This window comes from Microbacterium sp. AK009 (assembly GCF_013410955.1).
GTDB lineage: Bacteria > Actinomycetota > Actinomycetes > Actinomycetales > Microbacteriaceae > Microbacterium.
On sequence record NZ_JACCCG010000001.1, the window covers coordinates 557,395 to 580,512 of the forward strand.

Here is a 23,118-nt window from a genome sequence, read left to right on the forward strand (position 1 = left end):
CGAGAAGGAGAAGCACATGAACACGCACGCACGACGGGGTGCGCGCTGGGCCGTCGCCGGCGCCGCCGTGATCGCCCTGACCGTGGGGCTCGTGAGCCCGGCGGCGGCGACCGCGCCGGCACCGGCGGAGGCCGCGGCCGCGGCATCCGTCCCCTCCGCCCCGCTGACGAACCTCTCGCACCTCGACTTCCTGCTCGACCAGGCGACCCCGCCCGCGGGTGTCGAGGGGCACACCACGTATCGCCTCGCGGAGGAGCCGACCCTGACCTTCCCGTGGACGTACGCCGACGCCCGGGGCGGCGGCACGTTCGAGCGGGTCGGGGGCGGCCCCCTCGACCCCGAGACCGGATACTGGGGCCAGGGCGCGTACAACGCCGACGACATCTCCCGCGCCGCGGTGGTGTACCTCCGTCACTTCGCGCAGACCGGCGACGAGGCGAGCGCCGACACGGCGTACGAGCTCCTGCGGGGCCTCACCTACATGCAGACCGTGACCGGCGAGAACGCCGGCAACGTGGTGCTGTGGATGCAGCCCGACGGCACCCTCAACCCCTCGGCCGAGCCGATCGAACTGCCCGACCCGTCGGACTCGGGCGCCAGCTACTGGCTCGCCCGCACGATCTGGGCGCTCGGTGAGGGCTATGCGGCCTTCGTCGACGTCGACCCGGCGTTCGCGGAATTCCTCGACGAGCGGCTCGACCTCGCGATCGAGGCGCTCGACCGTCAGGTGCTCTCGCGCTACGGCGAATGGACCGAATCCGATGGACTGCGCGTTCCGGCGTGGCTGATCGTGGACGGAGCGGATGCCTCGGCCGAGGCCGTGCTCGGACTGGCGGCGCGGGTGGCCGTCGGCCCCGACGCGCCGAAGGCGCGCGACGCGCTGGCGAAGCTCGCCGAGGGGATCGCGGCGATGTCGGTCGGAGACGAGGGGGAGTGGCCGTACGGCGCCGTGCTGCCGTGGGCGCAGTCGCGCAGCATGTGGCACGCGTGGGCGTCGCAGATGCCGGCGGCGCTCGCCGTGGCATCCGAGGTCCTGGACGACCCGTCGCTGCTCGAGCCGGCCGTCGCGGACACCGCCGTCTCCACCCCGACGCTGCTGACCGCCGGCGGGGCCGACAACGGGTGGTTCCCGAGCCCCACCGACCGGGTGCAGATCGCCTACGGGGTCGACTCGCGGGTGCAGTCGCTGCTGGCGGTCGCGGATGCCACGGGCTCGGCCGGTCTCGAGACGCTCGCGGGCGTGCAGGCGGCCTGGTACTTCGGTGCGAACCGGGCGGGGGAGCCGATGTACGACCCCGCGACCGGTGTCACCTACGACGGGCTCCAGCCCGACGGCACGATCAACCGCAACAGCGGTGCCGAGAGCGCGATCCACGGACTGCTGACGATGCTCGCGCTGGACGCGCATCCGCAGGTCGCGGCAAGGGCGACGGCGCTGACCTCCGTCACCGCGCAGGACGGTCTGCGTGTCGTCGAAGCCGAAGACGCCGTGGCCACCGACGGCACCGTCACCACGCCGGAGTCGTGGACGGGGGAGTCGAGCTGGTCAGGCGACGCGCTGACGCTCGCTCCGGGCCAGGAGGCGACGTGGGATGTCGGCACCGCCGACACGCGGCGCTGGCTGGAGCCGGTGGTCTGGACGGAGCCCGGTGAAGCCTCGAGGTCGACCTGGCGGCCGGGTGGGCAGCTGAAGGTCGCCGGGCCTGCGCAGGGCATCTCGCCGGCGCCGGGCGTGCTTCTGCCGTGGGCGCTGACCGCGCCGCTGTCGGCGAATCGCGATGAGGTCAGCGTGAAGGCGCTGAGCGGCGAGCTGATGCTCGACGCGATCCTCGTTCGGCCGTGGCTCTCGCGACTCGTCCTCGAGGGCGACGGCGCGCGCACCGAGCTCGTGCAGTCGACCGCGACCGGCACGCAGCGCGCGACGCTCGGCGCCGACGGGGTCGCCTCGACGATCCGCGTGTACGACGAGGACGGCGAGCTCGTGCGCACGACGTCTGTCACCGGCGAGGCGGACGTGGTCGTCCCGCGCGGCGGGTTCGCGCTCGCCGAGGGCTGAGCTCGGCGCGGTCCGCTCCGCTCGGCGGCACACAGGAGGACATCGGCACGTGGGAGGCGGCGACGGGGGGTCGTCGCCCTCCCGTGTGTCGATCTCCTCCCATCGCCGCGCGCCCCGCGCCGCGGGGCGCGCGGCGGCCACTACGCCCGTGTCCGATTTCCGCCGGAACCCCCGGGCGTCTCGTGACAGGCTGGGTTCATGACCACGTCCGCGACCACGCACGCGACGCCCCGTGACATGGGCTTCACCGAGCGCTACCGGGTCATCCAGTCGCGCGACCGGCGCTTCGACGGCCAGTTCGTCACAGCGGTGCGGTCGACCGGCATCTACTGCCGGCCGAGCTGCCCCGCCCGCACACCCAAAGAGCAGAACGTCACCTTCTTCGCGACCTCGGCCGCCGCGCACGAAGCGGGCTACCGCGCATGCAAACGCTGCCTGCCCGAAGCGGCACCCGGATCGCCCGCTTGGGACGTCCGCGGCGACCTCGCCGCCCGCGCGATGCGCCTCATCATCGACGGCGTCGTCGACCGTGAGGGAGTCCCGGGCCTCGCGCGGCGCCTCGGCTACTCCCCGCGCCATCTCACCCGACTGCTCACCGCCGAGCTCGGCGCGGGCCCTCTGGCCCTCGCCCGCGCGCAGCGCGCGCACACCGCCCGTACCCTGCTCGTCGGCACCGACCTGTCAACGGCGGATGTCGCGTTCGCCGCGGGATTCACCAGCGTCCGTCAGTTCACCGACACCATCGGCGAGGTGTTCGGGATGCCGCCGCGCGACCTCCGCGCCCGGCGGCACCGCTCCGCGGGGCCGGCCCCCGCCCCGGGGGCGATCGATCTGGCCCTCTCGCTGCGCGGACCGATCGACACCGCGGGACTGTTCGGCTGGATGCGCGCGCACGCCGTTCCCGGTGTGGAGCGCGGCGACGCGACATCCTTCGCCCGGGTCGTGCGGCTGCCCGCCGGACCCGCGTGGTTCGAGGTGCGCGAGGATGCCGGCCGACTGCGTCTGCGCGCGAGACCGTCGTCGCTGCACGACCTCAGTACCCTCATCGCCCGGGTGCGGCGGCTGTTCGACCTCGACGCCGACCCGCTGGCGGTGGATGAGGCGCTGTCGGTTCACCCCGAGCTCCGCGGGGCGGTCGCAGACATCCCCGGGGTGCGCGTTCCAGGGGCGATCGACGCCGACGAGATGCTGCTGCGGGCCATGATCGGCCAGCAGATCAGCGTCGCCGCCGCGCGCACGATGCAGGGGCGGCTCGCCGCGGCGCTCGGCACCACGGTCGACACCCCGGACGGGCCGATGACGCTGTTCCCCGACCCGGCGGTCATCGCCGAGCGTGGACACGAGGTGCTGCGGGGCCCGGCAGCGCGCGTGCGGGCCGTCATCGCCGCCGCCGCGGCGCTCGCCGACGGCACCCTGGCGCTCGGCCCAGGCGACGACAGGGCCGAGCAGCGCCTCCGGCTGCTCGCCCTCCCGGGCATCGGGCCGTGGACGGCCGACTACGTGCGCATGCGGGTGCTGGGCGACCCCGACGTGCTGCTTCCCGGCGACGTCGCCGCCCGCACCGGGGCCGCGGCCCTCGGCCTTCCCGGCGACACCCGGGGCTTTACGGCGTGGGCCGAGCGCACCGCGCCCTGGCGCAGCTACGCGATGGCCCACTTCTGGTATGCGGCGCCCGTGACACGGGCGTGGCGCGCCGACGCCCGCCCCGGGGAGATCCCCGACAGCCCCGACGCCCGCATGGCCGACGCCCGCCCGGGGGAGATCTCCGACAGCACGGACGCCCGCATGGCCGACCCCGCGCCCGGTGCCTCACCCGCCCCACCCGTCGCCCTGCGCCCCACCGATCCTGCATCCGTCACCGCACCGACCCGCCGGAGGACCGCCTCATGAGCACCGCGATCATCCAGACCCTCGACACCGCCGACGGCCCCTTCACGATCCTCGAGCGCGAGGGTTTCGTCGAGGCCTCGGGGTGGACCGCCGACCATGCCGCCCTCCTCGCCCGCCTCAGTCCTGCCCACCGTCCCGACGCGGTCCGCGAGGGCGACACCGAGGCGGCGGCCGCGGTCACCGCCTATTACGACGGCGACTCCGCGGCCATCGACGCCGTCCCCGTCCGCCAGCACGGCACGGCCCTGCAGCACGCCGGTTGGGAGGCGCTTCGCGGGATCGCACCGGGGCAGCCGCTCACCTATGCCGCGTTCGCCGCCCGGCTCGGCAGCCCCCGCGCGGTCCGCGTCGCGGCCTCGATCTGTGCGCGCAACGCGCCGGCGCTCTTCGTCCCCTGCCACCGCGTGCTCCGCTCCGACGGCACCCTCGGAGGCTTCGCCTGGGGGCTCGACGTCAAGCGCTCGCTCCTTGATCGCGAGACCCGATTCGCCCTGGCGCGAACTGGGTCTTGATCTCAGCCTCCTCCCAGGTTTAGTCTGGAGGGCTGTCGCGATCGCGGCGGCTTCGGACCACCCCACACCTGGAGGATGCCATGTATCAGGTCGACCACGTCGCGAAGATCGCCGCCATCCTCCCCGCGGCGCGGTAGCTTGCACTACCCGGGTTCTCTTCCGGCATAACCGCCGCGCTTCGAGCGTTTCGTTCGAGCAGCGCTTCTTCCCGCGCCTCGCCACGAGTGAGCGCCTTCCGCCACGTCCCATCAAGGATCATGACTTCCTCCGCTCCGCCCGCGTCCTCCGCGAAAGCCCATCTGTCCACCCCTCGCGCGCTCGCGCGGCTGATGCCGTTCGTCCGCCCCGTGCTCCCGCGTCTCTCGCTCGGCGCCGGCAGCGCGCTCATCGCCAGCCTTCTCGCCCTCGGCATCCCCCTGGTGCTGGAGGCGATCATCCAGGGGCCGATCAGCTCCGGCGACCTCGGCCTCATCGGCTGGGGAGCCGCCGCGATCCTCGGGCTCGGCCTCGCCGAAGCGGCGATGGTGTACCTGCGTCGCTGGTTCGTGCTCGCCCCCGCCACGATGGTGGAGTACGAGCTGCGACAGACGTTCTACTCGCGCCTGCAACGCCTCCCGGTCGCCTTTCACGATCGCTGGCAGTCGGGGCAGCTTCTGAGCCGGATGATGCAGGACATCAGCACGCTCCGCCGCTGGTTGGCCTTCGGCCTGGTGCTGCTCGTCGTGAACGTGCTGACCATCGTGGTCGGCACCGCGCTGCTCTTCCGCTGGCACTGGCTCCTCGGCACCGTGTTCCTCGTGGTGTCGGCGCCGCTGTGGTACGCCGGCTACCGGTTCGAGAAGGCCTACGGCACCCTCGCCCGGCAGAGTCAGGACCAGGCGGGCGACCTCGCCACGTCCGTGGAGGAGAGCGTCCACGGCATCCGGGTTCTGAAGGCCTTCGGTCGCGGCAAGCACGCCCTCCAGAAATTCGCCCGCCAGGCCGAGACCCTGCGCCAGACCGAGCTGCGGAAAGCCGGCGCGGTGGGGTGGATCTGGTTCTGGCTGGTCATCCTCCCCGACATCGCCTTCGCGCTGTGCCTCGGGACCGGCATCTACCTCGCCGCGACGGGGCAGCTCGAGGTCGACGCCCTCATCGCGTTCTTCGCCATGACGACGGTGCTCCGCTGGCCAATGGAGTCGATCGGGTTCCTCTTCTCGTTCACCCTCGACGCGCGGACGGCGACCGACCGCATCTTCGAGGTCTTCGACGAGGAGAACACGATCACCGATCCCGCCCGACCGGTGCAGCTGACGAACGTACGCGGTCAGCTTGCCTTCGAGGACGCCCACTTCCGCTACCAGGACGCCGGCTCCCACGAGGCGGACCTCCTGAACGGCATCGACCTCGTGCTCGAGCCGGGGGAGACGATGGCTCTCGTGGGGCTGACAGGGAGCGGCAAGACCACGCTCACCACCCTGCCGACGCGTCTCTACGACGTCACCGGCGGGCGGGTGACCCTGGATGGGACGGATGTCCGCGACCTCACGCTGAAGGATCTGCGGCGCCACATCGGCATGGCGTTCGAAGACGCGACGCTGTTCTCGCAGACCGTCCGGGAGAACATCCTGCTCGGGCGCGAAGACCTCGAGCCGGGCTCGGACGAGGCCGAGCGGATCCTCCACGAGGCGCTCGGGGTCGCGCAGGCGAGCTTCGTGTACGACCTTCCCGACGGCGTCGACACCGTCATCGGCGAGGAGGGACTGAGTCTCTCGGGCGGTCAGCGCCAGCGTCTCGCGCTCGCGCGCGCCGTGGCGGCGCGCCCCCGCGTCCTGGTTCTGGATGACCCGTTGTCGGCGCTCGACGTCGACACCGAGGCGCTCGTCGAGGATGCGCTCCGCGTCGTGCTCAAAGACACCACCGCCCTCGTGGTGGCGCACCGCCCCTCGACCGTCATGCTCGCCGACCGCGTCGCGCTGCTGGAAGCAGGACGCGTCACGGCGGTCGGCCGCCACTCCGACCTGCTGCGGGAGAGTGAGCACTACCGGCACGTCATCTCCAGCCTCGAGCTCGCGGAGCGCGAGGCGCGTGACCCGTCGGACGTGCTCGGCACCCCGGCCGCCGGCCGCGAGGAACCCGTGGATGCCCTCGAGAAGGAGGTGACCCGATGAGCACCACCACCGTCACCGGAACCAGCGGCGAAGACCGCTCCGACTACACCCGGGAGGAGAGCCGCGCCATCCGGCGTCGTTCGCTCCGTCTTCTCGGGTCGCTGATCGCGCCCGTGCGCTGGCAGCTGGTGCTCGCTGCGGCGGTGCTCGTCGTGTCCACGGCGCTGCGCGTCGCCGGTCCTGCGCTCATCGGATTCGGCATCAACAACGCCCTGCCCGCTGTCATCGATCAGAACGACTGGATGCCCACCATCGTCGTGGTCGGTCTCTACCTCGTCAGCGGCATCGGCGGGGCCGCCCTCATCGGCTGGTACGTGGTGGTCGCCGCGCGCCTCACCCAGGCGGTCATGCTCGATCTCCGCAAGCGCATCTTCCTGCACACCCAGAAGCTGAGTCTGGAGTTCCACGAGTCGTACACCTCGGGCCGCATCATCTCGCGGCAGACCAGCGACCTCGACACGATCCGCGAGCTCCTGGACGGCGGGCTCAACGAGCTCGTCTCGGGGATCCTCTTCGGACTGTTCACCCTCATCGCTCTGCTGCTCGTGGACTGGCAGTCCGGCGTCATCCTCATCATCATGGGGATTCCGCTGTTCCTCCTCATGCGCTGGTTCTACAAGCGCTCGCAGATGGTCTACCGCCAGTCGCGGGTCGTCAGCGCGTCGGTGATCGTGAAGTTCGTCGAGTCGATGACCGGCATCCGCGCGGTGAAGGCCTTCCGGCGCGAGGAGCGCAACGACAAGGACTTCGGCGACCTGGCCCTCAGCTACCGCGACGTCAACATCCGCTCGATCCGCCTGTTCGGCACCTTCGAGCCGGGTCTCATGGCAGTCGCCTCGATCGCAATCGCGATGGTCGTGCTGTGGGGCGGTATCCGGGTGTCGACCGGGGCGCTCGGGCTCGGGTTCCTGCTGTCGGCGGTGCTCTACGTACGGAACTTCTTCTCGCCTCTGCAGGAGGTGGCGTTCTTCCTGAACTCCTACCAATCCGCCGTCGCGGCGCTGGAGAAGGTGTCCGGCGTGCTCGAGGAGCGGCCGACGGTGCCGGACCCGAAGCGGCCGGTCGACCTGTGGCAGGCGCGTGGGCACGTGAGATTCGACGGCGTCACCTTCGGATACGGGGATGACCGCGTCATCCTGCCCGACTTCTCCCTCGACATTCCCGCGGGTCAGACCATCGCGCTCGTCGGGACGACCGGGGCGGGGAAGTCGACGCTGGCGAAGCTCGTCTCGCGGTTCTACGACCCGACGATCGGGTCGGTGTCGCTCGACGGCGTCGATCTGCGCAATCTGCACCCGAAGGATCTGCGTCGCGCGATCGTGATGGTCACGCAGGAGGCGTACCTGTTCAGCGGGACCGTCGCGGACAACATCGCCCTCGGCAAGCCCGACGCGACGCTGGACGAGATCCGCGCCGCAGCGCGGGCGGTCGGCGCCGATGCGTTCATCGAGAAGCTTCCCGACGGCTACGACACCGACGTGAACAAGCGCGGCGGCCGGGTCTCGGCGGGGCAGCGTCAGCTGATCTCGTTCGCCCGCGCCTTCCTCGCCGATCCCGCGGTGCTGATCCTCGACGAGGCGACGGCGTCGCTCGACATTCCCAGCGAACGCGCGATCCAGGAGGCGCTGCAGACCCTGCTCGCCGATCGGACGGCGATCATCATCGCGCACCGCCTCTCGACGGTCGCGATCGCCGACCGGGTGCTGGTGATGGAGCACGGACGCATCATCGAGGACGACACCCCCGATGCGCTGATCAGCGGCGACGGCAAGTTCGCGCAGCTGCACAGGGCGTGGCGGGAGTCCCTGGTCTGACGCGCGCGTCGGTCACAGAATCACGTCGATATCACAGACATCCGCCGAGATTCTGTGACGTCGGCGTGATTCTGTGGCTGTCGCGGACTCGGGCGCGCGGCGCGGCACCGCGCGCGCGCCGCGGCGACCCCGCGACCCCGCCCGCGGCGCGGCATGGCCAGCCCGCGGCGCGGCGTGGCCAGCCCGCGACGCGGCGTGGCTAGAGGGACACCTCGGCGATGACCTCGCCGTACTCGGTCTCGCCGACGGGGGAGAAGCCCATGCGCCGGAAGAAGGCCTCCGGTCCGCCCTCGCCGGCCTCGTAGATCACGTTGACCGACGACATGCCGCGCGACCGAGCCTCGGCGAGCAGCTGCTCCACCGCGAACCGGCCGACACCGCGGCCCTGATCGTCGGCGTCGACGTTGATCCGCCACAGCACCGAGCGGAAGTGCTCCTGCGGGAAGTCGGGGTCGAAGTTGGCGCTGACGAACCCGACCACCTCGTCGCCGTCGAGCACGACGCGCTGCCACGACGTCTGCGGGTTGACCACGGTCGCGGCGATGCCGTAGCTCACCGGGGAGAGGTACTCCTCCTGACCGGGCTTCAGCGACATGTTGTTGACCGCGACGATCGTGGATGCGGACAGTTCCTCGAGGCGAAGTTCGGCCATACCCGACAGGCTAGCGAGAAAGGTCACCCCCCGCGCGCCGAGGTCGCTCGATGACGCGACGGAACAGCCGAGGAAGTATCTCGACGTCAAGATACTTCGGCCGCTTGGGATAGGGTGGGATGCGACGTGAACGACAGTCGAACGACGGCCGGCAGCGGCCGCATGAAGGACAGTGACGTGACGGAATCCACCATCATCTACACCTACACCGACGAGGCGCCGGCGCTTGCGACGGCCTCTTTCCTGCCCATGGTGCAGGCGGTGACGCGTACCGCGGGTGTGGACATCGAGACCCGCGACATCTCGCTGGGAGGCCGCATCCTCGCCGCCTTCCCGCAGAACCTGACGCCCGAGCAGCAGGTCGGCGACGCCCTCGCCGAGCTCGGCGGCCTTGCCACGCTCCCCGAGGCCAACATCATCAAGCTCCCCAACATCTCCGCCTCGATCCCGCAGCTGAAGGCCGCGATCGCCGAGCTGCAGAGCCAGGGCTACGACATCCCCGCCTATCCCGACGAGCCGAGCACGGTCGAGGAGAAGGACATCCGCGCCCGTTACGACCGCATCAAGGGCTCCGCGGTCAATCCGGTGCTGCGCGAGGGCAACAGCGACCGCCGCGCCCCGCTGTCGGTGAAGAACTACGCGCGCAAGCACCCGCACCGCAACAAGCCGTTCGCCGACGGGTCGAAGACCCGGGTGGCGACCATGGGCCACGACGACTTCCGCTCGAACGAGAAGTCGGTGCTGATCCCCACCGACGACGTGCTGACGATCCGGCACGTGGCGGCCGACGGCACCGAGACCGTGCTGAAGGACGGCGTCAAGGTGCTCCCGGGTGAGATCGTGGATGCCACGTTCCTCTCGGCGAACGCTCTCGACGCCTTCCTCGCCGAGACCATCGAGGCCGCGCAGGCCGATGACGTGCTCTACTCGGTGCACCTCAAGGCGACGATGATGAAGGTCAGCGACCCGATCATCTTCGGCCACGTGGTGAAAGCCTTCCTCCCCGAGGTCTTCGCGCGCCACGGCGCGGCTCTGACCGCAGCCGGTCTCACCCCGAACGACGGGCTCGGCGCGATCCTCGCCGGTCTGTCGAAGGCCGACGGCGGCGACGAGATCGCGGCGGCCATTCGCGCCGATCTCGAGGGCGGCCCGCGCCTGTCGTTCGTCAACTCCGACAAGGGCATCACGAATCTCCACGTCCCCTCCGACGTGATCGTCGACGCCTCGATGCCGGCGCTCATCCGCAACGGCGGCAAGCTCTGGGGCGCCGAAGGCGGCGAGGACGACACGCTCGCCGTCATCCCCGACTCGTCCTACGCCGGCGTCTACCAGACGGTCATCGATGACGTCATCGCTCACGGCCCGCTCGACCCGGCCACGATCGGCACCGTTCCCAACGTCGGCCTCATGGCCCAGGCGGCCGAGGAGTACGGCAGCCACGACAAGACCTTCGAGATCGCCGCGGCCGGCACCGTGCAGGTCGTCACCGCCGCCGGTGACGTGCTCCTCGAGCACGAGGTGCAGCCGGGCGACATCTGGCGTGCGATGCAGACCAAGGATGTCGCCATCCGCGACTGGGTGAAGCTCGCCGTCTCGCGCGCACGCGCCACGGGTGTCCCCGCGGTGTTCTGGCTCGATGAGACCCGGGCCCACGACGCCACCCTCATCGAGAAGGTGCACGCCTACCTCGCCGACCACGACACCGAGGGTCTGACGATCGAGATCCTCGCCCCGTCGGAGGCGACGCAGTACTCGCTGGACCGCCTCCGCCGCGGTGAGGACACCATCTCGGTCACCGGGAACGTGCTGCGCGACTATCTCACCGACCTCTTCCCGATCCTCGAGGTCGGCACGAGCGCGAAGATGCTGTCGATCGTGCCGCTCCTGGCCGGCGGGGGTCTGTTCGAGACGGGCGCCGGCGGCTCGGCGCCCAAACACGTGCAGCAGCTCGTCGCCGAGAACTACCTGCGCTGGGACTCGCTGGGCGAGTTCTTCGCCCTCGCCGCGTCGCTCGAGCACCTGGCCGCGGTCACCGGCAACGGCAAGGCGCAGGTCCTCGCCGACACCCTGGATGCCGCGACCGGCACCTTCCTCGAGAACGACAAGTCGCCCGGCCGTGCTCTCGGCACCATCGACAACCGGGGCAGCCACTACTACCTGGCGCTCTACTGGGCGCAGGAGCTGGCGCGCCAGAGCGTCGACCCCGAGCTGGCCGCCGCGTTCGCCCCGATCGCCGACGCCCTCGCCGAGAACGAGCAGCGCATCGTCGACGAGCTCATCTCCGTGCAGGGCTCGCCGGCGGAGATCGGCGGCTACTACCGTCCCGACCCCGAGCGGGTCGCGCAGATCATGCGGCCTTCGGCGACGCTGAACGGGATCATCGACGGCATCGCCTGACGCCGCAGAGATCCCGCTGCGACGAGGGCGGGCAGCCTACATTCGCTCGCGCAGGAACGCCGCCTGCACGAGCCACTGGTAGGACTGCCCGCCCTCGTGCTCGTTGAACGGGTACACCTCGATGGCCTTGTCGGCGACCGGGACGCGGTTGTAGGCGGCGAAAACCGTCGACGGCGGACAGATCATGTCGTGCAGGGCCGCCGAGAACAGCGCCGGCGCCGAGATCCGCGCCGCGAAGTTCACGCCGTCGATGTACGACAGCGTACGGAAGACCCGTTCCTCGGCCCCGCGATGGACCCGCAGGTAGCGCACGATCTCCTGGTAGGGGTCGGCGTCGGTGAGTCCGACGGCGCGCTCGAAGTGGCAGAGGAACGGGACGTCGGGCATCACGGCGCGAAGTCCCTCCACGAGTCCGCCGACAGCGATCGCAATCCCTCCGCCCTGGCTGCCGCCGGTGACGGCGACGCGGGCGGGGTCGACCTGGGGGAGTCCGCGCACCGCGTCGACGGCGCGGACGCCGTCGGTGAACAGGCGCCGGTAGTAGGACGTCGCGGGGTCGTCGATGCCGCGGGTCATGAATCCGGATGCCGCGGGGCCCGACCCGTGCGGGTCGGGTGTCGCGCCGCCCGATCCCCAGCCGCTTCCCTGCCCGCGGGTGTCCATGAAGAGGTGCGCGTAGCCCGCGTTCGCCCAGGACAGGCGCTCGTGGGGGAGGCCGCGACCGCCGCCGTAGCCGTTGAACTCCACGACGGCCGGAAGGGGGCCGTCGGCGCCACGCGGCACCCACAGCCACGCCTTGACGGGGTCGCCCGCGAAGCCCGGGAAGGTCACGTCGTAGGTGTCGATGAGGGTCAGCGGCGTCGCGACTGGGGTGATGACGACCTCACCGCCTGCGGCGCGGGCTGCACCGATCGTGCCGGTCCAGAACTCGTCGAAGTCGGCCGGCTCGGCCACGGTCGGGTGGTACGTCGACAGCTCGACGGGGCTCAGATCGAAGCGGGGCACCGGGTCAGCGTAGCGCCCTCCCGGTGTCGATCGCCGAGACTCAGGAGTAGACGCTGACCTCGGTGCCGGTGGCGGTCCACTCGTAGATGAAGCGTGCGGCGTCATCCCACATGTTCACGCAGCCGTGGCTCTGCGGGTAGCCGAGCGAGGAGCGGAAGTTCGAGGCGCCGTGGAACGCGATGTCGGGAGCGAACCAGGTGATGTAGGGCACGTCCTCGGTGCAGTAGCTGTTCACCGCGTTCGGGTTGTAGCACAGCGCGCCCATGTCCTGAACGCGGGTGTAGGCGAAGACGGTGAAGTTGCCGGTCGGCGTGGGCGTGGCGGCCGTTCCCGAGGAGATCGTGAACGACTCCACCATGTTGCCGTTCTCGAACAGGTAGGCCCGCTGCGCGCTGAGATCGACCTCGACCGATCGGGCGAGTGCGACCGTGGTGAACGGGGTCTCGGTCACGCCGAGCTCGATGACGCCGTCGCCGGCGGCCAGCTGCGACGCGGCGTCGGCTGCGAGCCCGTCGGTCGACTCCAGCGCCCGGCCGTTGACACCGGCGACGTCTTCGCGCAGGACGGTGCCTGCTCTGTTGGTGATGACCGTGGCGTTCACGGCCTCCCTGTCGACCAGTCCTGGCAGCGTGTCGACGACCGACTGGATGCCGGCCTGGTCGACCTCCACCGAGATGGTGCCGCGGTCACCGTCGCCGAGGGTGATCCACGACGCGACGACGGCGCGGTCGAGCGGCACGGTCCGCTCCTCGCCGATGTAGAAGCCCGCGGTGTCGAGCATGGCATTCAGCCGCGACGCGGTCGCCTCCGCGATCGTCGTGGTGGTCTCCGCCTCCACGGCGGCCAGGGAGGGCGCGACCTCGACACGCTGCTGGCCTGCGAGGAACGCCTCCTGCAGGCTCTGGCGCACCGCGTCGGCGTCGACGCCCTCGCCCGGGACGGCGGGTGTGACCTGGTAGCTCGCGGAGGCTGCGTCGAAGGCGACCACAGCATCGACGGCCGCGACGGAGAGGTCGGGGGCGGCGGCGAGCAGCGCCTCGGCGGCCAGCACCGGGTCGATCTGCACCTCCGCGTCGATCGGAGAGGGGAACCAGCCGGTCGGGTTCCACATCGGGTGCTCGGCGAACGCGGTCTCGGCGAGGGTCTGCGCGTCGACAGTGGCGCCGAGGTCGGCGCCGGTCAGCTCGGCGTCACCCCCCGGCCCGGTGAGGACGACCGTCGTCTCGGCGAGTCGGGACTCGATGGCGGCGGCGGCGGCGCCCGGCGTCATGAAGCCCACAGGGACGCCGGCGACCGCCGTTCCCGGGGCGATGAGGAAGACGGATGTCACGGCCATGCCGATTGCGGCGGCCGCCGCGGTCACGCCGATCCACAGGCCCCAGCGACGCTTCTTCGGAGCGGGTTCGGCGGGAGCCCACGCGTAGGTCGGCGCGTCCCCGCCCGGGACGTCGGACGTCGGCGCGACGCCATCGGCAGCTGGAGCGTCGTCGGTGGTCGGCGGCTGCGGCTCAGCGGCCCCGTCGGCGTCCGGCCGGGTCACAAGGTCAGTCACGCGGTCCCCCCGACTGCGTCGATGTCGTCGTTACATGCTAAGGGACGCCACCGCGGGTGAGGGCAACGGTCTTATCACGACCCGGGAGCGGGCACGCTCAGGGCGCGCAGAGCTCTTGGAATTTCGTCACGGTCACCTGGAACGACTCGCCGATCTCGGCGGCGTCCCCGACCTGCGAGAGGTCACCGCTGGCGACGGAGTCCATCACCTCTGCGGTCTGGGTGAACATGTCCTCGAGCTCCGGCAGGAGCGCGGCGATCTCATCGTTCGTGATCTGGGATGCCGCGGAGGCCAGGCTGTCGGCGGCGGCGCGGGCCGCGTCGGCGACAGCGCCGGGGTCTTCGGCGGAGGCCTCCTGGAACTCGGTGGTCGCCTCGGTGATGCTGTCGGAGATGAGCAGGCACGCGTCCTGGGTGGACTGACCGTCGTCGCCCGAGGTGTCGGAGTCGCCCGAGGTGTCCGAGGATCCTCCGTCGGCGGTGCCCTGCGAGGCCGCCGAGTCCTCCGCGGGGGAGGTGGCGGGCGCACCGGTGCACCCGGCGAGAACCAGCACGGCGAGCAGGCTCAGGGTGCCGATGGCGGCTGTGGATCGCATGGCGACCTCCTTCGTCGACATCCACCCTAGGTCAGTCCTCAGATCACGAATTCGTAAAGACTCCGAGCAAATGCGCACTAATCCTTGCGGAGGACTTAGTTCGTAAGGTGTACTAACAAACATGACCCCGGTCGACACCTCCCCTCCGTCCGTCGACGGCGCTCCCGCCCCGGCTCAGACTCTGCCGCCGCGGGGGCGTCGCCAGACAGCGAAGGTGCTGCCCGAGCAAGCGCGCCGGCACAACCGCTCCCTGGTGCTGCAGACGCTCTTCCACGGCGGAGCGATGAGTCGCGCCGACCTCGCTCGTGAGACCCGGCTCACCCGGGTGACCATCTCCGACCTCGTCGCCGAGCTGATCGCTGACGGCTTCCTGGCCGAGTTCGGCACTCGCGAGGCTGCCGGACCCGGGAAGCCCGCGATCCTCGTCGACCTCGATCGCGCGGGTCACCGGATCGTCGGCCTCGACCTCTCCGGGAGCGAGACCTTCATCGGCGCGGTCCTCACGCTGGACGGCGAGATCGTCGCTCGACACGAGGTGCCCGCTCCGGCCGCGGCCGCCGACGTCGTCGACACGGCGGTCGCCCTCGCCCGGGCGCTCGTCGCCGATGCGCACGCCCCCGTCCTGGGTGTCGGGGTCGGCACTCCCGGTGTCGTCGACGAGCACGGGGTGATCCTGGCCGCGCCCAATTTCGGATGGGTGGGGTTCGACCTGGAACGCGCCCTCACCGAGGCCCTGCAGCTGCCGGTGCTGGTGGCCAACGACGCCAATGCGGCCGTCCTCGCCGAGTACACCCTGGGTGGAGCTGCCGACGACGTGATGCTCATCAAGGTCGGCCGCGGTGTCGGGGCCGGGCTTCTCACCGGCGGGACGCCCCTCCGCGGATCGCGCTTCGCCGCCGGGGAGATCGGCCACGTCACCGTCGGTACGGACGGCGGACCGCAGTGCGCGTGCGGGAAGATCGGATGCCTCGAGGCGTGGCTGTCGGTGCCGTCCCTTCTGGAACGCCTCGCCGCGGCATCCGATGAGGACGCCCGCCGGGGTGTCCTCCACGACGCGGGGGAGCGGCTCGGCATCGCGCTCGCACCGATCGTGGCCACCCTGGATCTGTCCGAGATCGTCCTCTCCGGCCCCCCGGAACTCCTCGACGGCACCCTCGCTGCCGCCACCCTCGAGACGCTGCGCGCCCGCACCCTCGCTCCCTTCCACGAGGGGGTGCGCATCCGCATGACCGCGCACGGTCAGGACATCGTGCTGCGCGGCGCCGCCGTCATGGTGCTCTCCGGCCAACTCGGGGTGTCCTGATGACCTCCTCACTCTTCCTGTCCCCGCACACCCGGTCGGGTTTTCCGACCCCATCCAGAAGAAGGAACGCTATGAAGAAGACGCTCGTGAGCGCCGCCCTGCTCGGGGTCGGCGCCGTGGTGCTGGCCGGCTGCGCCGGCGGCACGGGCTCGGCAGGCTCGGCCGATGGCGCGGAGATCCGCGTGTGGCTGGTCGGTGCCGACACGCCGCAGGAGGCCCGCGACTACCTCGTCGAGACGTTCGAGGAGGACAATCCCGGCTCCACCCTGGTGATCGAGGAGCAGAGCTGGGAGGGGCTGGTCGACAAGCTCACCACGAGCCTGTCCAGCTCCGACAGCCCCGACATCGTCGAGTTCGGAAACACCCAGGCTCCCGCATTCACCTCGGTCGGCGCCCTCCTCGACCTCAGCGACGAGTACGAGGCACTCGGCGGCGACGATCTGCTCCCCGGCTTCGTGGAGGCCGGATCGTATGACGGGGCGTTCTACGCGCCGCCGCTGTACTCCGGCGCCCGCGTGGTGTTCGCCGATCCGGCGCTCGTCATCGAGGCACCCGCGACCCTCGACGACTACATCACCTCGGCCACCGCCCTCGCCGAGGCGAACCCCGGGAAGTCGGGCATCTACTTCGCCGGGCAGGACTGGTACAACGCCCTCCCCTTCATTTGGGAGAACGGCGGCGAGATCGCCGTCGAGTCCGACGGCGAGTGGGATGCGCAGCTGAGCTCCGACGAGTCGGTCGCGGGCCTGCTGCAGGTGCAGGAGCTGATGACGACCGCGTCCGTTGCGCCCAAGGACGGCGACAACGCCGAGCCCTGGACCCCGTACTGCGAGGGCTCGGCGATCCAGTTCTCCGCGCCGAACTGGGCCCTGGGTCTGGCAAGCGCCTGCGAGACCGAGAACCCGCCGGCCGCGCCGCTCGTCTACGCCCTTCCCGGCATGGACGGCGGACCCGCACAGGTGTTCGCCGGCGGCTCGAACATCGGCATCTCGGCAAGGTCGGCGAACCCCGACCTCGCCAAGGAGGCGCTGGCGATCATCCTCAGCGACGAGTTCCAGACGATCTACGGCGAGAACGGTCTGATCCCCGCCAAGAAGTCGCTGGCCTCCACGCTCGGCGACACCCCCGAGGCCGCCGCCTTCGCCGAGGCCGCGAGCAACGCCAAGCTGACGCCCGCGTCGCCCAACTGGGCCGAGGTCGAAGCATCTCGCGTGCTGGAGGACTTCTTCGTGAAGATCGCCCAGGGCGGCGACGTCGCGGCCCTGGCAGCCGAGGTCGACACCCAGATCGAAGAGATCCTCAACGGCTGATCCGGCTGCGCCGCCTCTCCGGGCCGGCGGTCCTCGCACCGCCGGCCCGGCCCACGACCACACTTGGGAGACCCGCCATGTCGACGCTGCACAGCGACGTCAGCCCCGCCGTGAGCGCGGTCGACGGTGAACGCCTCGTCGCCCCCGCACCGCCGCCGAGCTCCGGAAGGCGCCGGGCGCTGCGCCCCGGCACCTTCACCCCCTACGCGCTCCTCACGCCGGCGCTGATCGTCCTCGCCGCCATCACCGGGTGGCCGCTCGTTCAGCTGGTCGTCATGTCGTTCCAGGAGTTCGGCCGGGCGCAGGTCTTCGGCGCCCCGCCGGAATTCATCGGCCTGGGGAACTACATCGGCATCCTCACCGATCCGCAGTTCTGGCAGGTGCTCACCCGCTCGCTGCTGTTCGCAGCGGTGTGCGTGGTCGTGACGATGGTGCTCGGCATCCTCATCGCCCTCCTCATGCGGCGCCTGGGCGCCGTCATCCGCACCCTCGTCTCGATCGGACTGCTGCTGGCGTGGGCCATGCCGCCGCTGTCGGCGACCATCGTCTGGGGGTGGATCTTCGACACCCAGTACGGCGTGCTGAATCAGGTGCTCTCCCAGGTGTTCGGCCTCGAGCAGTTCGCGGGGCACTCCTGGCTCATCGAGCCGCTGAGCTTCTTCTTCGTCGCGACGATCATCATCGTCTGGGGTGCGATCCCGTTCGTCGCCTTCACCGTCTACGCCGGCCTCACCCAGGTCCCCGACGAGGTGCTGGAGGCGGCCCAGCTCGACGGGGCGGGTGCGACGAAGCGCTTCTTCCTCGTCATCGTGCCCTTCATCCGCCCGATCCTCGTGGTCGTCACGATCCTGCAGGTGATCTGGGATCTGCGGGTGTTCACGCAGATCTACGCGCTGCAGTCGATCGGCGGGCTGGCGGAGCAGACCAACACCCTCGGGGTGTACATCTACCGGGTCTCGCTCGGTGCCGGCGACTTCGGTGTGGGCGGGGCCATCTCGGTCATCGTGGTGCTGCTGCTCGTGGCGCTGTCGATCTTCTACGTCCGCCGCAATCTCCGGGAGGAGTCGCTGTGACCACGCTCGCTCCCTCGCGGACCGTGACCTCCCCGCGCACCCGCCGTCGCGTCGCATCCGTCCTCGCCGCCATCGCGGGCCTGATCGTCTTCGCGTGCTCGGTGTTCCCGGTGTACTGGATGGTCAACACCTCGCTGCAGCCCAATGGCCAGGTGCGCGGGAGCACCCTGCGCCTGTGGCCCGAGAACGCCACTCTGGAGAACTATCTCGGCGTGATCTTCGACCACGACCGCGCGCCGTTCCTCCCGGCGCTCGGCAACTCCCTCGCCGTGACCCTGCTCACGGTCGCGGTCTCGCTCGTCTTCGCCTTCCTCGCGGCGCTCGCGGTGACCCGCTTCCGGTTCCGCAGCCGCGCGGCGTTCATCGTGACGATCCTCATCATCCAGATGATCCCCGCCGAGGCGCTCATCATCTCGGTGTTCCGCCTCATCGACGGATGGCAGCTGCTGAACACCGTCATCGGGCTCACCGCCGTCTACCTCGCCACCGTCCTGCCCTTTACCATCTGGACCCTCCGCGGTTTCGTCAACGGTGTGCCGATCGAACTGGAGGAGGCGGCGATGATCGACGGTCTGAGCCGGTCGCAGGCCTTCTGGCGGGTGACCTTCCCGCTGCTTGCCCCCGGCCTCGTCGCCACCGGCGTCTTCGGGTTCATCCAGGCCTGGAACGAGTTCGTCTTCGCGCTCGTGCTGAACCCCCGCCCCGAGGCGATGACCCTGCCCGTGTGGCTGCGCACCTTCCTCGACCCCAACGGCGGCATCAACTGGGCCGAGCTCATGGCAGGATCGACGCTCGTGTCCATCCCGGTCGTGGTGTTCTTCCTCATCGTCCAGAGCCGGATGACCTCGGGTCTGGTGTCCGGGGCGGTGAAGGGCTGATGCGGGTCGGACTCGACGTCGGCGGCACCAAGACCGAGGCGGTCGCCCTGGATGGCGCGGGCACGGTCATCGCTCGGGTGCGCCGCCCCACCGCGCTCGGCCCCGATGGTGTCATCGCCTCGATCCACGCGGCGGTCGACGAGGTGAGTGCACGGACCGGTGGGCGCGCGACATCGGTCGGGATCGGGATGCCGGGGCAGATCGTCCCCGGATCGGGGATCATCTCCCACGCGGTCAACCTCGGCGTGCGCTCCCTCGACGTCGCCGCGGTGGTCGGCACCGCCCTCGGTGTCCCTGTCGACGTCGAGAACGACGTCAAGGCCGCCGCCCTCGGCGCCGCCGTGCTCCGTAGCGCCGTGGTGCCAGCCACCACCGCCACCGCCACGGCCACCGTCACGCCGGGCCTGGCCTACCTGAACCTCGGCACCGGGGTCGCTGCCGGGCTCGTCACGGGCGGCGCGCTGTGGCGGGGGTCCCGCGGCGCGGCCGGCGAGATCGGGCACCTGAGCGTCGACCCGGCCGGCCCCCGGTGCCGCTGCGGTCAGCGCGGATGCATCGAGGCGCTCGCCGGCGGCCGCGCCGTCGCCGAGCGGTGGGGGAGACCCGCAGTGCTCCCCGTCGCCGACGTCTTCGACTGCGCCGATGGGACAGACCTCGACGGCCCTGTCCGCGCGCGAGCGCGCGAGCTCCGTGAAGACGTGGTGCGCGGAGTGGCGGCGGCCGTGCGCGTGCTCGTCCTCACCGCCGACGTGGACGTCGTCGTGCTCGGCGGCGGTCTCACCGCCCTCGGCGACCGGCTCGTCGCGCCGGTGCGCGCGGCACTGCGGCGAAGCGGCGAGACCTCGCCCTTCCTGCGGTCGCTGCATCTGGACGAGCGGATCGAGCTCCTCCCGGCCGGATCCCCGGCCGCGGCGCTCGGTGCGGCCCTCCTCGGCGCCGAACGGGGCGAGGAGGTGCTGACCGTTGGCTGAGATCGTCATCGTCGACAGCGCCGACGCCGCCGGCGCCCTCGTCGCCGGGGAGATCGTCCGTCTCATCGGTGAAAATCCGCGAGCGGTGCTGGGGCTGGCCACCGGGTCGACCCCGCTCCCGGTCTACCGGGCCCTCCGGGAGCAGTCGGCGGGGATCGACCTCTCCGGCGTCCGCGGATTCGCCCTCGACGAGTACGTGGGGATCGCACCCGACCATCCCGAGAGCTACGCCTCGGTCATCCATCGCGAGGTCGTCGATCCGCTCGGTCTCGACCCGGCTCTGGTCCACGTGCCCGACGGCGACCCGGCGCGGATCGCCGTCTCGGGAGAGCAGTACGAGCGGGCGATCGATGCCGCCGGCGGGGTCGACCTCCAGATCCTCGGGATCGGCACCGACGGCCACCTCGGCTTCAACGAACCGGGCTCGTCCTTCGCGTCGCGCACGCGCGTGAAGACCCTCACCGCCCAGACCCGACAAGACAACGCCCGATTCTTCCCAAGCCTCGACGACGTGCCCCGGCACTGCATCACCCAGGGCCTCGGGACGATCCTCCGCGCCCGCCACCTCGTGCTCCTCGCGTTCGGCGAGGGCAAGGCCGCCGCCGTCGCCGGGGCCGTGGAGGGCCCGCTCACCGCATCGCTTCCGGCGTCGGCGATCCAGCTGCATCCGCATGCCACGGTCGTCGTCGACGAGGAGGCGGCGTCGCAGCTGCGAATGGCGGACTACTACCGGTACGCCTGGGAGAACAAACCCGACGGTCAGGGCCTGTAGACCGCCCCCCACACCAGCGGCAGCAGCACGACGCAGAGCGGAGCGAGGGGAGTCTGTGCGGCATCCTCCGCCGTGATCCACCGCGCCTCGGCGATCTCGGCCCGGGGGGCCGCGTCGGCCGGATCGATCTCGAGTCGGAACGCGTCGGCGATCACGTCGTGGCCCGGTTCGTTGGCCGCGGCGGTGCGGAAGACCCCGAGCGGATGCAGCGACGCGGCCGTGACCGACAGGCCGAGTTCCTCGTGGAGCTCGCGGACGAGAGTCTCTGCGGGATTCTCACCCGGTTCGGGCTTGCCCCCGGGGTTCATGAACAGCCGTGTGCCCGACTTGCGCACCAGGAGCGCGCGGCCCGCGGCATCCGTCACCACCCCCGCGCTCACCCGGATCTCGCGCGGATTCACGCGAACACTTTGCCGGGGTTGAGGATGCCCTGCGGGTCGAAGACGCGGGTGATCTCGCGCTGGAGCCGCCACTGGTCGTCGCCGAGCTCATCGGCGAGCCAGCGGCGCTTGAGGACCCCGACACCGTGTTCGCCGGTGAGCGTGCCCCCGAGCCGGAGGGCGGCGCGGAACAGCTCGTCGGCGGCCGCCCACACCTCGGCGGGCACCTCACCCGGACCGGGGTAGATGAAGTTCGGGTGGAGGTTCCCGTCGCCCGCGTGGGCGACGGTGGGGATGGTCATGCCGTACTCGCGCTCGATGCGCGCGATCTCGTCGAACATCGCCGGAAGGGCGCTGCGGGGCACCGAGACATCCTCGATCAGGGTGGTGCCGAGGCTCTCCATCGCCGGATGCATCGACCGGCGGATCGTCAGCAGCCTCTCGCCCTCCTCGGGATCGTGTGAGAGCGCGACGGTTCCGCCTGCGGCGGTGAGGACCGCGGCGATCTGCTCGGCCTCGGCGCGCGCGGCTGCCCCGTCGGTCTGGATGGTCAGCTGCGCGGCGCCGGGCGTCGGATGGGGAAGGTCGAGGAGGGCGTGGACGGCCGCCAGGGACGCGGCATCCATCAGCTCCATGATCGCGGGCTGGATGCCCGCCGCCGTCACCGCCGCGGAACCGCCGGCGGCCGCGCGCACGGTGGGGAAGGTCGCCGCGATCGTGCAGATCTCCCCGACGGCGAGGCGGCGGAGCTTCAGCGTGGCCCCCACGATCACGCCGAGGGTGCCCTCCGAGCCGATGAAGAGCGAGGTGAGGTCGAGGCCCGTGACCCCCTTGACGGTACGGTGCCCGAGGGAGAGCAGGCGGCCGTCGGCGAGGACGACCTCGAGGCCGAGCACCGCGTCACGGACGACGCCGTACTTCGCGCAGAGGAGGCCGCCGGCACCGGTGGCGATGTTGCCGCCGACGGTCGAGATGGCCCGGCTCGCCGGGTCGGGAGCCCACCACAGGCCGTACGGGGCGAGGGCGGCGTTCAGATCGGCGTTGAGGATGCCGGGCTCGACGACCGCCGTCAGGTCGTCGGCGCGCACCTCCAGGAGGCGGTCCATCCCGCGGACCGAGAGAGCGATCTCACCTGGCCCGGCGTTCGCGCCGCCGGCGAGGCCGGTGCGCGCCCCCTGGGTGACGACGGGGGTTGCGGTCTGGCTTGCGATGCGGAGGGTGGTCTGCACATCGGCGACATCGCGCGCGTGGACGACGGCCAGGGGCGGTCCGGCGGCGGCGTGGCCGGACTTGTCGGCGCGTGCAGCCTCGCGAGCGGCGTCGGAGACGTCGACGCGATCGCCGAGCGCGGCGCGGAGCGCGTCGAGCGCTGCGCCGGCGTCCGCGGTCACGACGACAGCTGCCGCCGGCCGGCGAACACCCCGGCGGTGACGGCGATGATGCCGAAGCCGATGCCGACCCAGACCGCGCCGAGGTCCCACCAGGCGAGGACGGCCGCGGCGTAGACGAGCAGCTCGACGAACGCCCGGACGAACGGATGCACCGCGAAGACCGCGCGGGGGGAGACGAACAGCGCCCAGATGAGGATCGCGATCACCGGGGCGCCGATGCCGGCCACGATGTTCCAGGGGAGGGGCCAGGCGACGAAGCCCCAGAAGGCCAGCGAGACGAAGGCGAACAGCTCGCACACGAAGGCGAGGATGTCGATTCCCGACAGCGGCGCCCGGGTGCCGGCGGGACGCCCCTCTTCCGGAGCCTGCGGCTGCTGCGGTACGACGTTCGGTGTCTCGGACACGCGGGCAAGTTTA

19 protein-coding genes are annotated in these 23,118 nt (G+C 71.1%); 12 read left to right on the forward strand and 7 right to left on the reverse strand.

The genetic code is table 11. From position 1 onward, the window contains the following. Positions 1 to 16 precede the first annotated feature (16 nt). The 5 genes from HDC37_RS02695 to HDC37_RS02715 all read left to right on the forward strand — a co-directional run bounded on the left by HDC37_RS02695 (position 17) and on the right by HDC37_RS02715 (position 8,422). Positions 17 to 2,056, forward strand: a complete 2,040-nt coding sequence (locus HDC37_RS02695; RefSeq protein WP_179558827.1) for a hypothetical protein — start codon at positions 17 to 19, stop codon at positions 2,054 to 2,056. Between the two features lie 198 nt (positions 2,057 to 2,254). After that, on the forward strand, positions 2,255 to 3,946 hold the full coding sequence (locus HDC37_RS02700; protein ID WP_257021237.1) for a DNA-3-methyladenine glycosylase 2 family protein: 1,692 nt from the start codon (positions 2,255 to 2,257) through the stop codon (positions 3,944 to 3,946). After that, the gene (locus HDC37_RS02705) at positions 3,943 to 4,458 is read left to right on the forward strand and encodes a methylated-DNA--[protein]-cysteine S-methyltransferase (protein ID WP_179558828.1); all 516 of its coding nucleotides are present in this window, start codon (positions 3,943 to 3,945) and stop codon (positions 4,456 to 4,458) included. The genes HDC37_RS02700 and HDC37_RS02705 overlap by 4 nt, the downstream gene beginning before the upstream one ends. Positions 4,459 to 4,715: 257 nt before the next feature. After that, the gene (locus HDC37_RS02710; protein WP_179558829.1) at positions 4,716 to 6,608 is read left to right on the forward strand and encodes an ABC transporter ATP-binding protein; all 1,893 of its coding nucleotides are present in this window, start codon (positions 4,716 to 4,718) and stop codon (positions 6,606 to 6,608) included. Then, a complete protein-coding gene (locus tag HDC37_RS02715; RefSeq protein ID WP_179558830.1) occupies positions 6,605 to 8,422 on the forward strand; it encodes an ABC transporter ATP-binding protein in 1,818 nt (605 codons plus the stop codon). Before HDC37_RS02710 ends, HDC37_RS02715 begins: the two co-directional genes overlap by 4 nt. 199 nt (positions 8,423 to 8,621) lie before the next feature. On the opposite strand, the gene HDC37_RS02720 is transcribed toward HDC37_RS02715, so the two are convergent. Next, complete coding sequence (locus HDC37_RS02720) at positions 8,622 to 9,074, reverse strand: GNAT family N-acetyltransferase (protein ID WP_179558831.1); 453 nt, start codon at positions 9,072 to 9,074, stop codon at positions 8,622 to 8,624. 177 nt (positions 9,075 to 9,251) lie between these two features. Between HDC37_RS02720 and HDC37_RS02725 the strand changes: the two genes are divergently transcribed. Next, positions 9,252 to 11,471 carry an NADP-dependent isocitrate dehydrogenase gene (locus HDC37_RS02725; RefSeq protein ID WP_179558832.1) on the forward strand — a complete coding sequence of 740 codons (2,220 nt, stop codon included), beginning with the start codon at positions 9,252 to 9,254 and terminating at the stop codon, positions 11,469 to 11,471. Positions 11,472 to 11,507: 36 nt separating this feature from the next. On the opposite strand, the gene HDC37_RS02730 is transcribed toward HDC37_RS02725, so the two are convergent. The 3 genes from HDC37_RS02730 to HDC37_RS02740 form a co-directional block, all read right to left on the reverse strand. Next, a complete protein-coding gene (locus HDC37_RS02730; RefSeq protein WP_179558833.1) occupies positions 11,508 to 12,476 on the reverse strand; it encodes an acetylxylan esterase in 969 nt (322 codons plus the stop codon). Positions 12,477 to 12,516: 40 nt separating this feature from the next. Next, positions 12,517 to 14,028: a L,D-transpeptidase gene (locus HDC37_RS17380; protein ID WP_308472059.1), complete on the reverse strand. Its 1,512-nt coding sequence runs from the start codon at positions 14,026 to 14,028 to the stop codon at positions 12,517 to 12,519. 97 nt (positions 14,029 to 14,125) lie between these two features. Continuing rightward, positions 14,126 to 14,623, reverse strand: coding sequence for a hypothetical protein (locus tag HDC37_RS02740; protein WP_179558834.1), 498 nt, complete (start codon positions 14,621 to 14,623; stop codon positions 14,126 to 14,128). 121 nt (positions 14,624 to 14,744) lie between these two features. Here HDC37_RS02740 and HDC37_RS02745 point away from each other — a divergent pair, with 121 nt between their 5' ends. The 6 genes from HDC37_RS02745 (at position 14,745) to nagB (ending at position 20,930) form a co-directional block, all read left to right on the forward strand. Next, positions 14,745 to 15,926, forward strand: a complete 1,182-nt coding sequence (locus tag HDC37_RS02745) for an ROK family transcriptional regulator (RefSeq protein WP_179558835.1) — start codon at positions 14,745 to 14,747, stop codon at positions 15,924 to 15,926. Between the two features lie 71 nt (positions 15,927 to 15,997). Beyond that, the gene (locus HDC37_RS02750) at positions 15,998 to 17,236 is read left to right on the forward strand and encodes an extracellular solute-binding protein (protein WP_179558836.1); all 1,239 of its coding nucleotides are present in this window, start codon (positions 15,998 to 16,000) and stop codon (positions 17,234 to 17,236) included. A gap of 77 nt (positions 17,237 to 17,313) precedes the next feature. After that, positions 17,314 to 18,309, forward strand: coding sequence for a carbohydrate ABC transporter permease (locus HDC37_RS02755; protein WP_179558837.1), 996 nt, complete (start codon positions 17,314 to 17,316; stop codon positions 18,307 to 18,309). Further along, positions 18,306 to 19,187, forward strand: coding sequence for a carbohydrate ABC transporter permease (locus HDC37_RS02760; protein WP_308472060.1), 882 nt, complete (start codon positions 18,306 to 18,308; stop codon positions 19,185 to 19,187). The genes HDC37_RS02755 and HDC37_RS02760 overlap by 4 nt, the downstream gene beginning before the upstream one ends. Next, positions 19,187 to 20,158 (forward strand): ROK family protein, encoded by a 972-nt coding sequence (locus tag HDC37_RS02765; protein WP_179558838.1) that lies wholly within the window; start codon positions 19,187 to 19,189, stop codon positions 20,156 to 20,158. The genes HDC37_RS02760 and HDC37_RS02765 overlap by 1 nt, the downstream gene beginning before the upstream one ends. Then, positions 20,151 to 20,930: a glucosamine-6-phosphate deaminase gene (gene nagB, locus HDC37_RS02770; protein WP_179558839.1), complete on the forward strand. Its 780-nt coding sequence runs from the start codon at positions 20,151 to 20,153 to the stop codon at positions 20,928 to 20,930. Before HDC37_RS02765 ends, nagB begins: the two co-directional genes overlap by 8 nt. Here nagB and HDC37_RS02775 read toward each other — a convergent pair. From HDC37_RS02775 to HDC37_RS02785, 3 genes are read right to left on the reverse strand one after another with little or no spacing between them, the layout of a single operon-like run. Beyond that, positions 20,918 to 21,331 (reverse strand): NUDIX domain-containing protein, encoded by a 414-nt coding sequence (locus HDC37_RS02775; protein ID WP_179558840.1) that lies wholly within the window; start codon positions 21,329 to 21,331, stop codon positions 20,918 to 20,920. The genes nagB and HDC37_RS02775 overlap by 13 nt on opposite strands. Then, complete coding sequence (locus HDC37_RS02780; RefSeq protein WP_179558841.1) at positions 21,328 to 22,701, reverse strand: FAD-binding oxidoreductase; 1,374 nt, start codon at positions 22,699 to 22,701, stop codon at positions 21,328 to 21,330. The genes HDC37_RS02775 and HDC37_RS02780 overlap by 4 nt, the downstream gene beginning before the upstream one ends. Next, positions 22,698 to 23,105 carry a YrdB family protein gene (locus HDC37_RS02785; RefSeq protein ID WP_179558842.1) on the reverse strand — a complete coding sequence of 136 codons (408 nt, stop codon included), beginning with the start codon at positions 23,103 to 23,105 and terminating at the stop codon, positions 22,698 to 22,700. Before HDC37_RS02785 ends, HDC37_RS02780 begins: the two co-directional genes overlap by 4 nt. Positions 23,106 to 23,118: the final 13 nt, after the last annotated feature.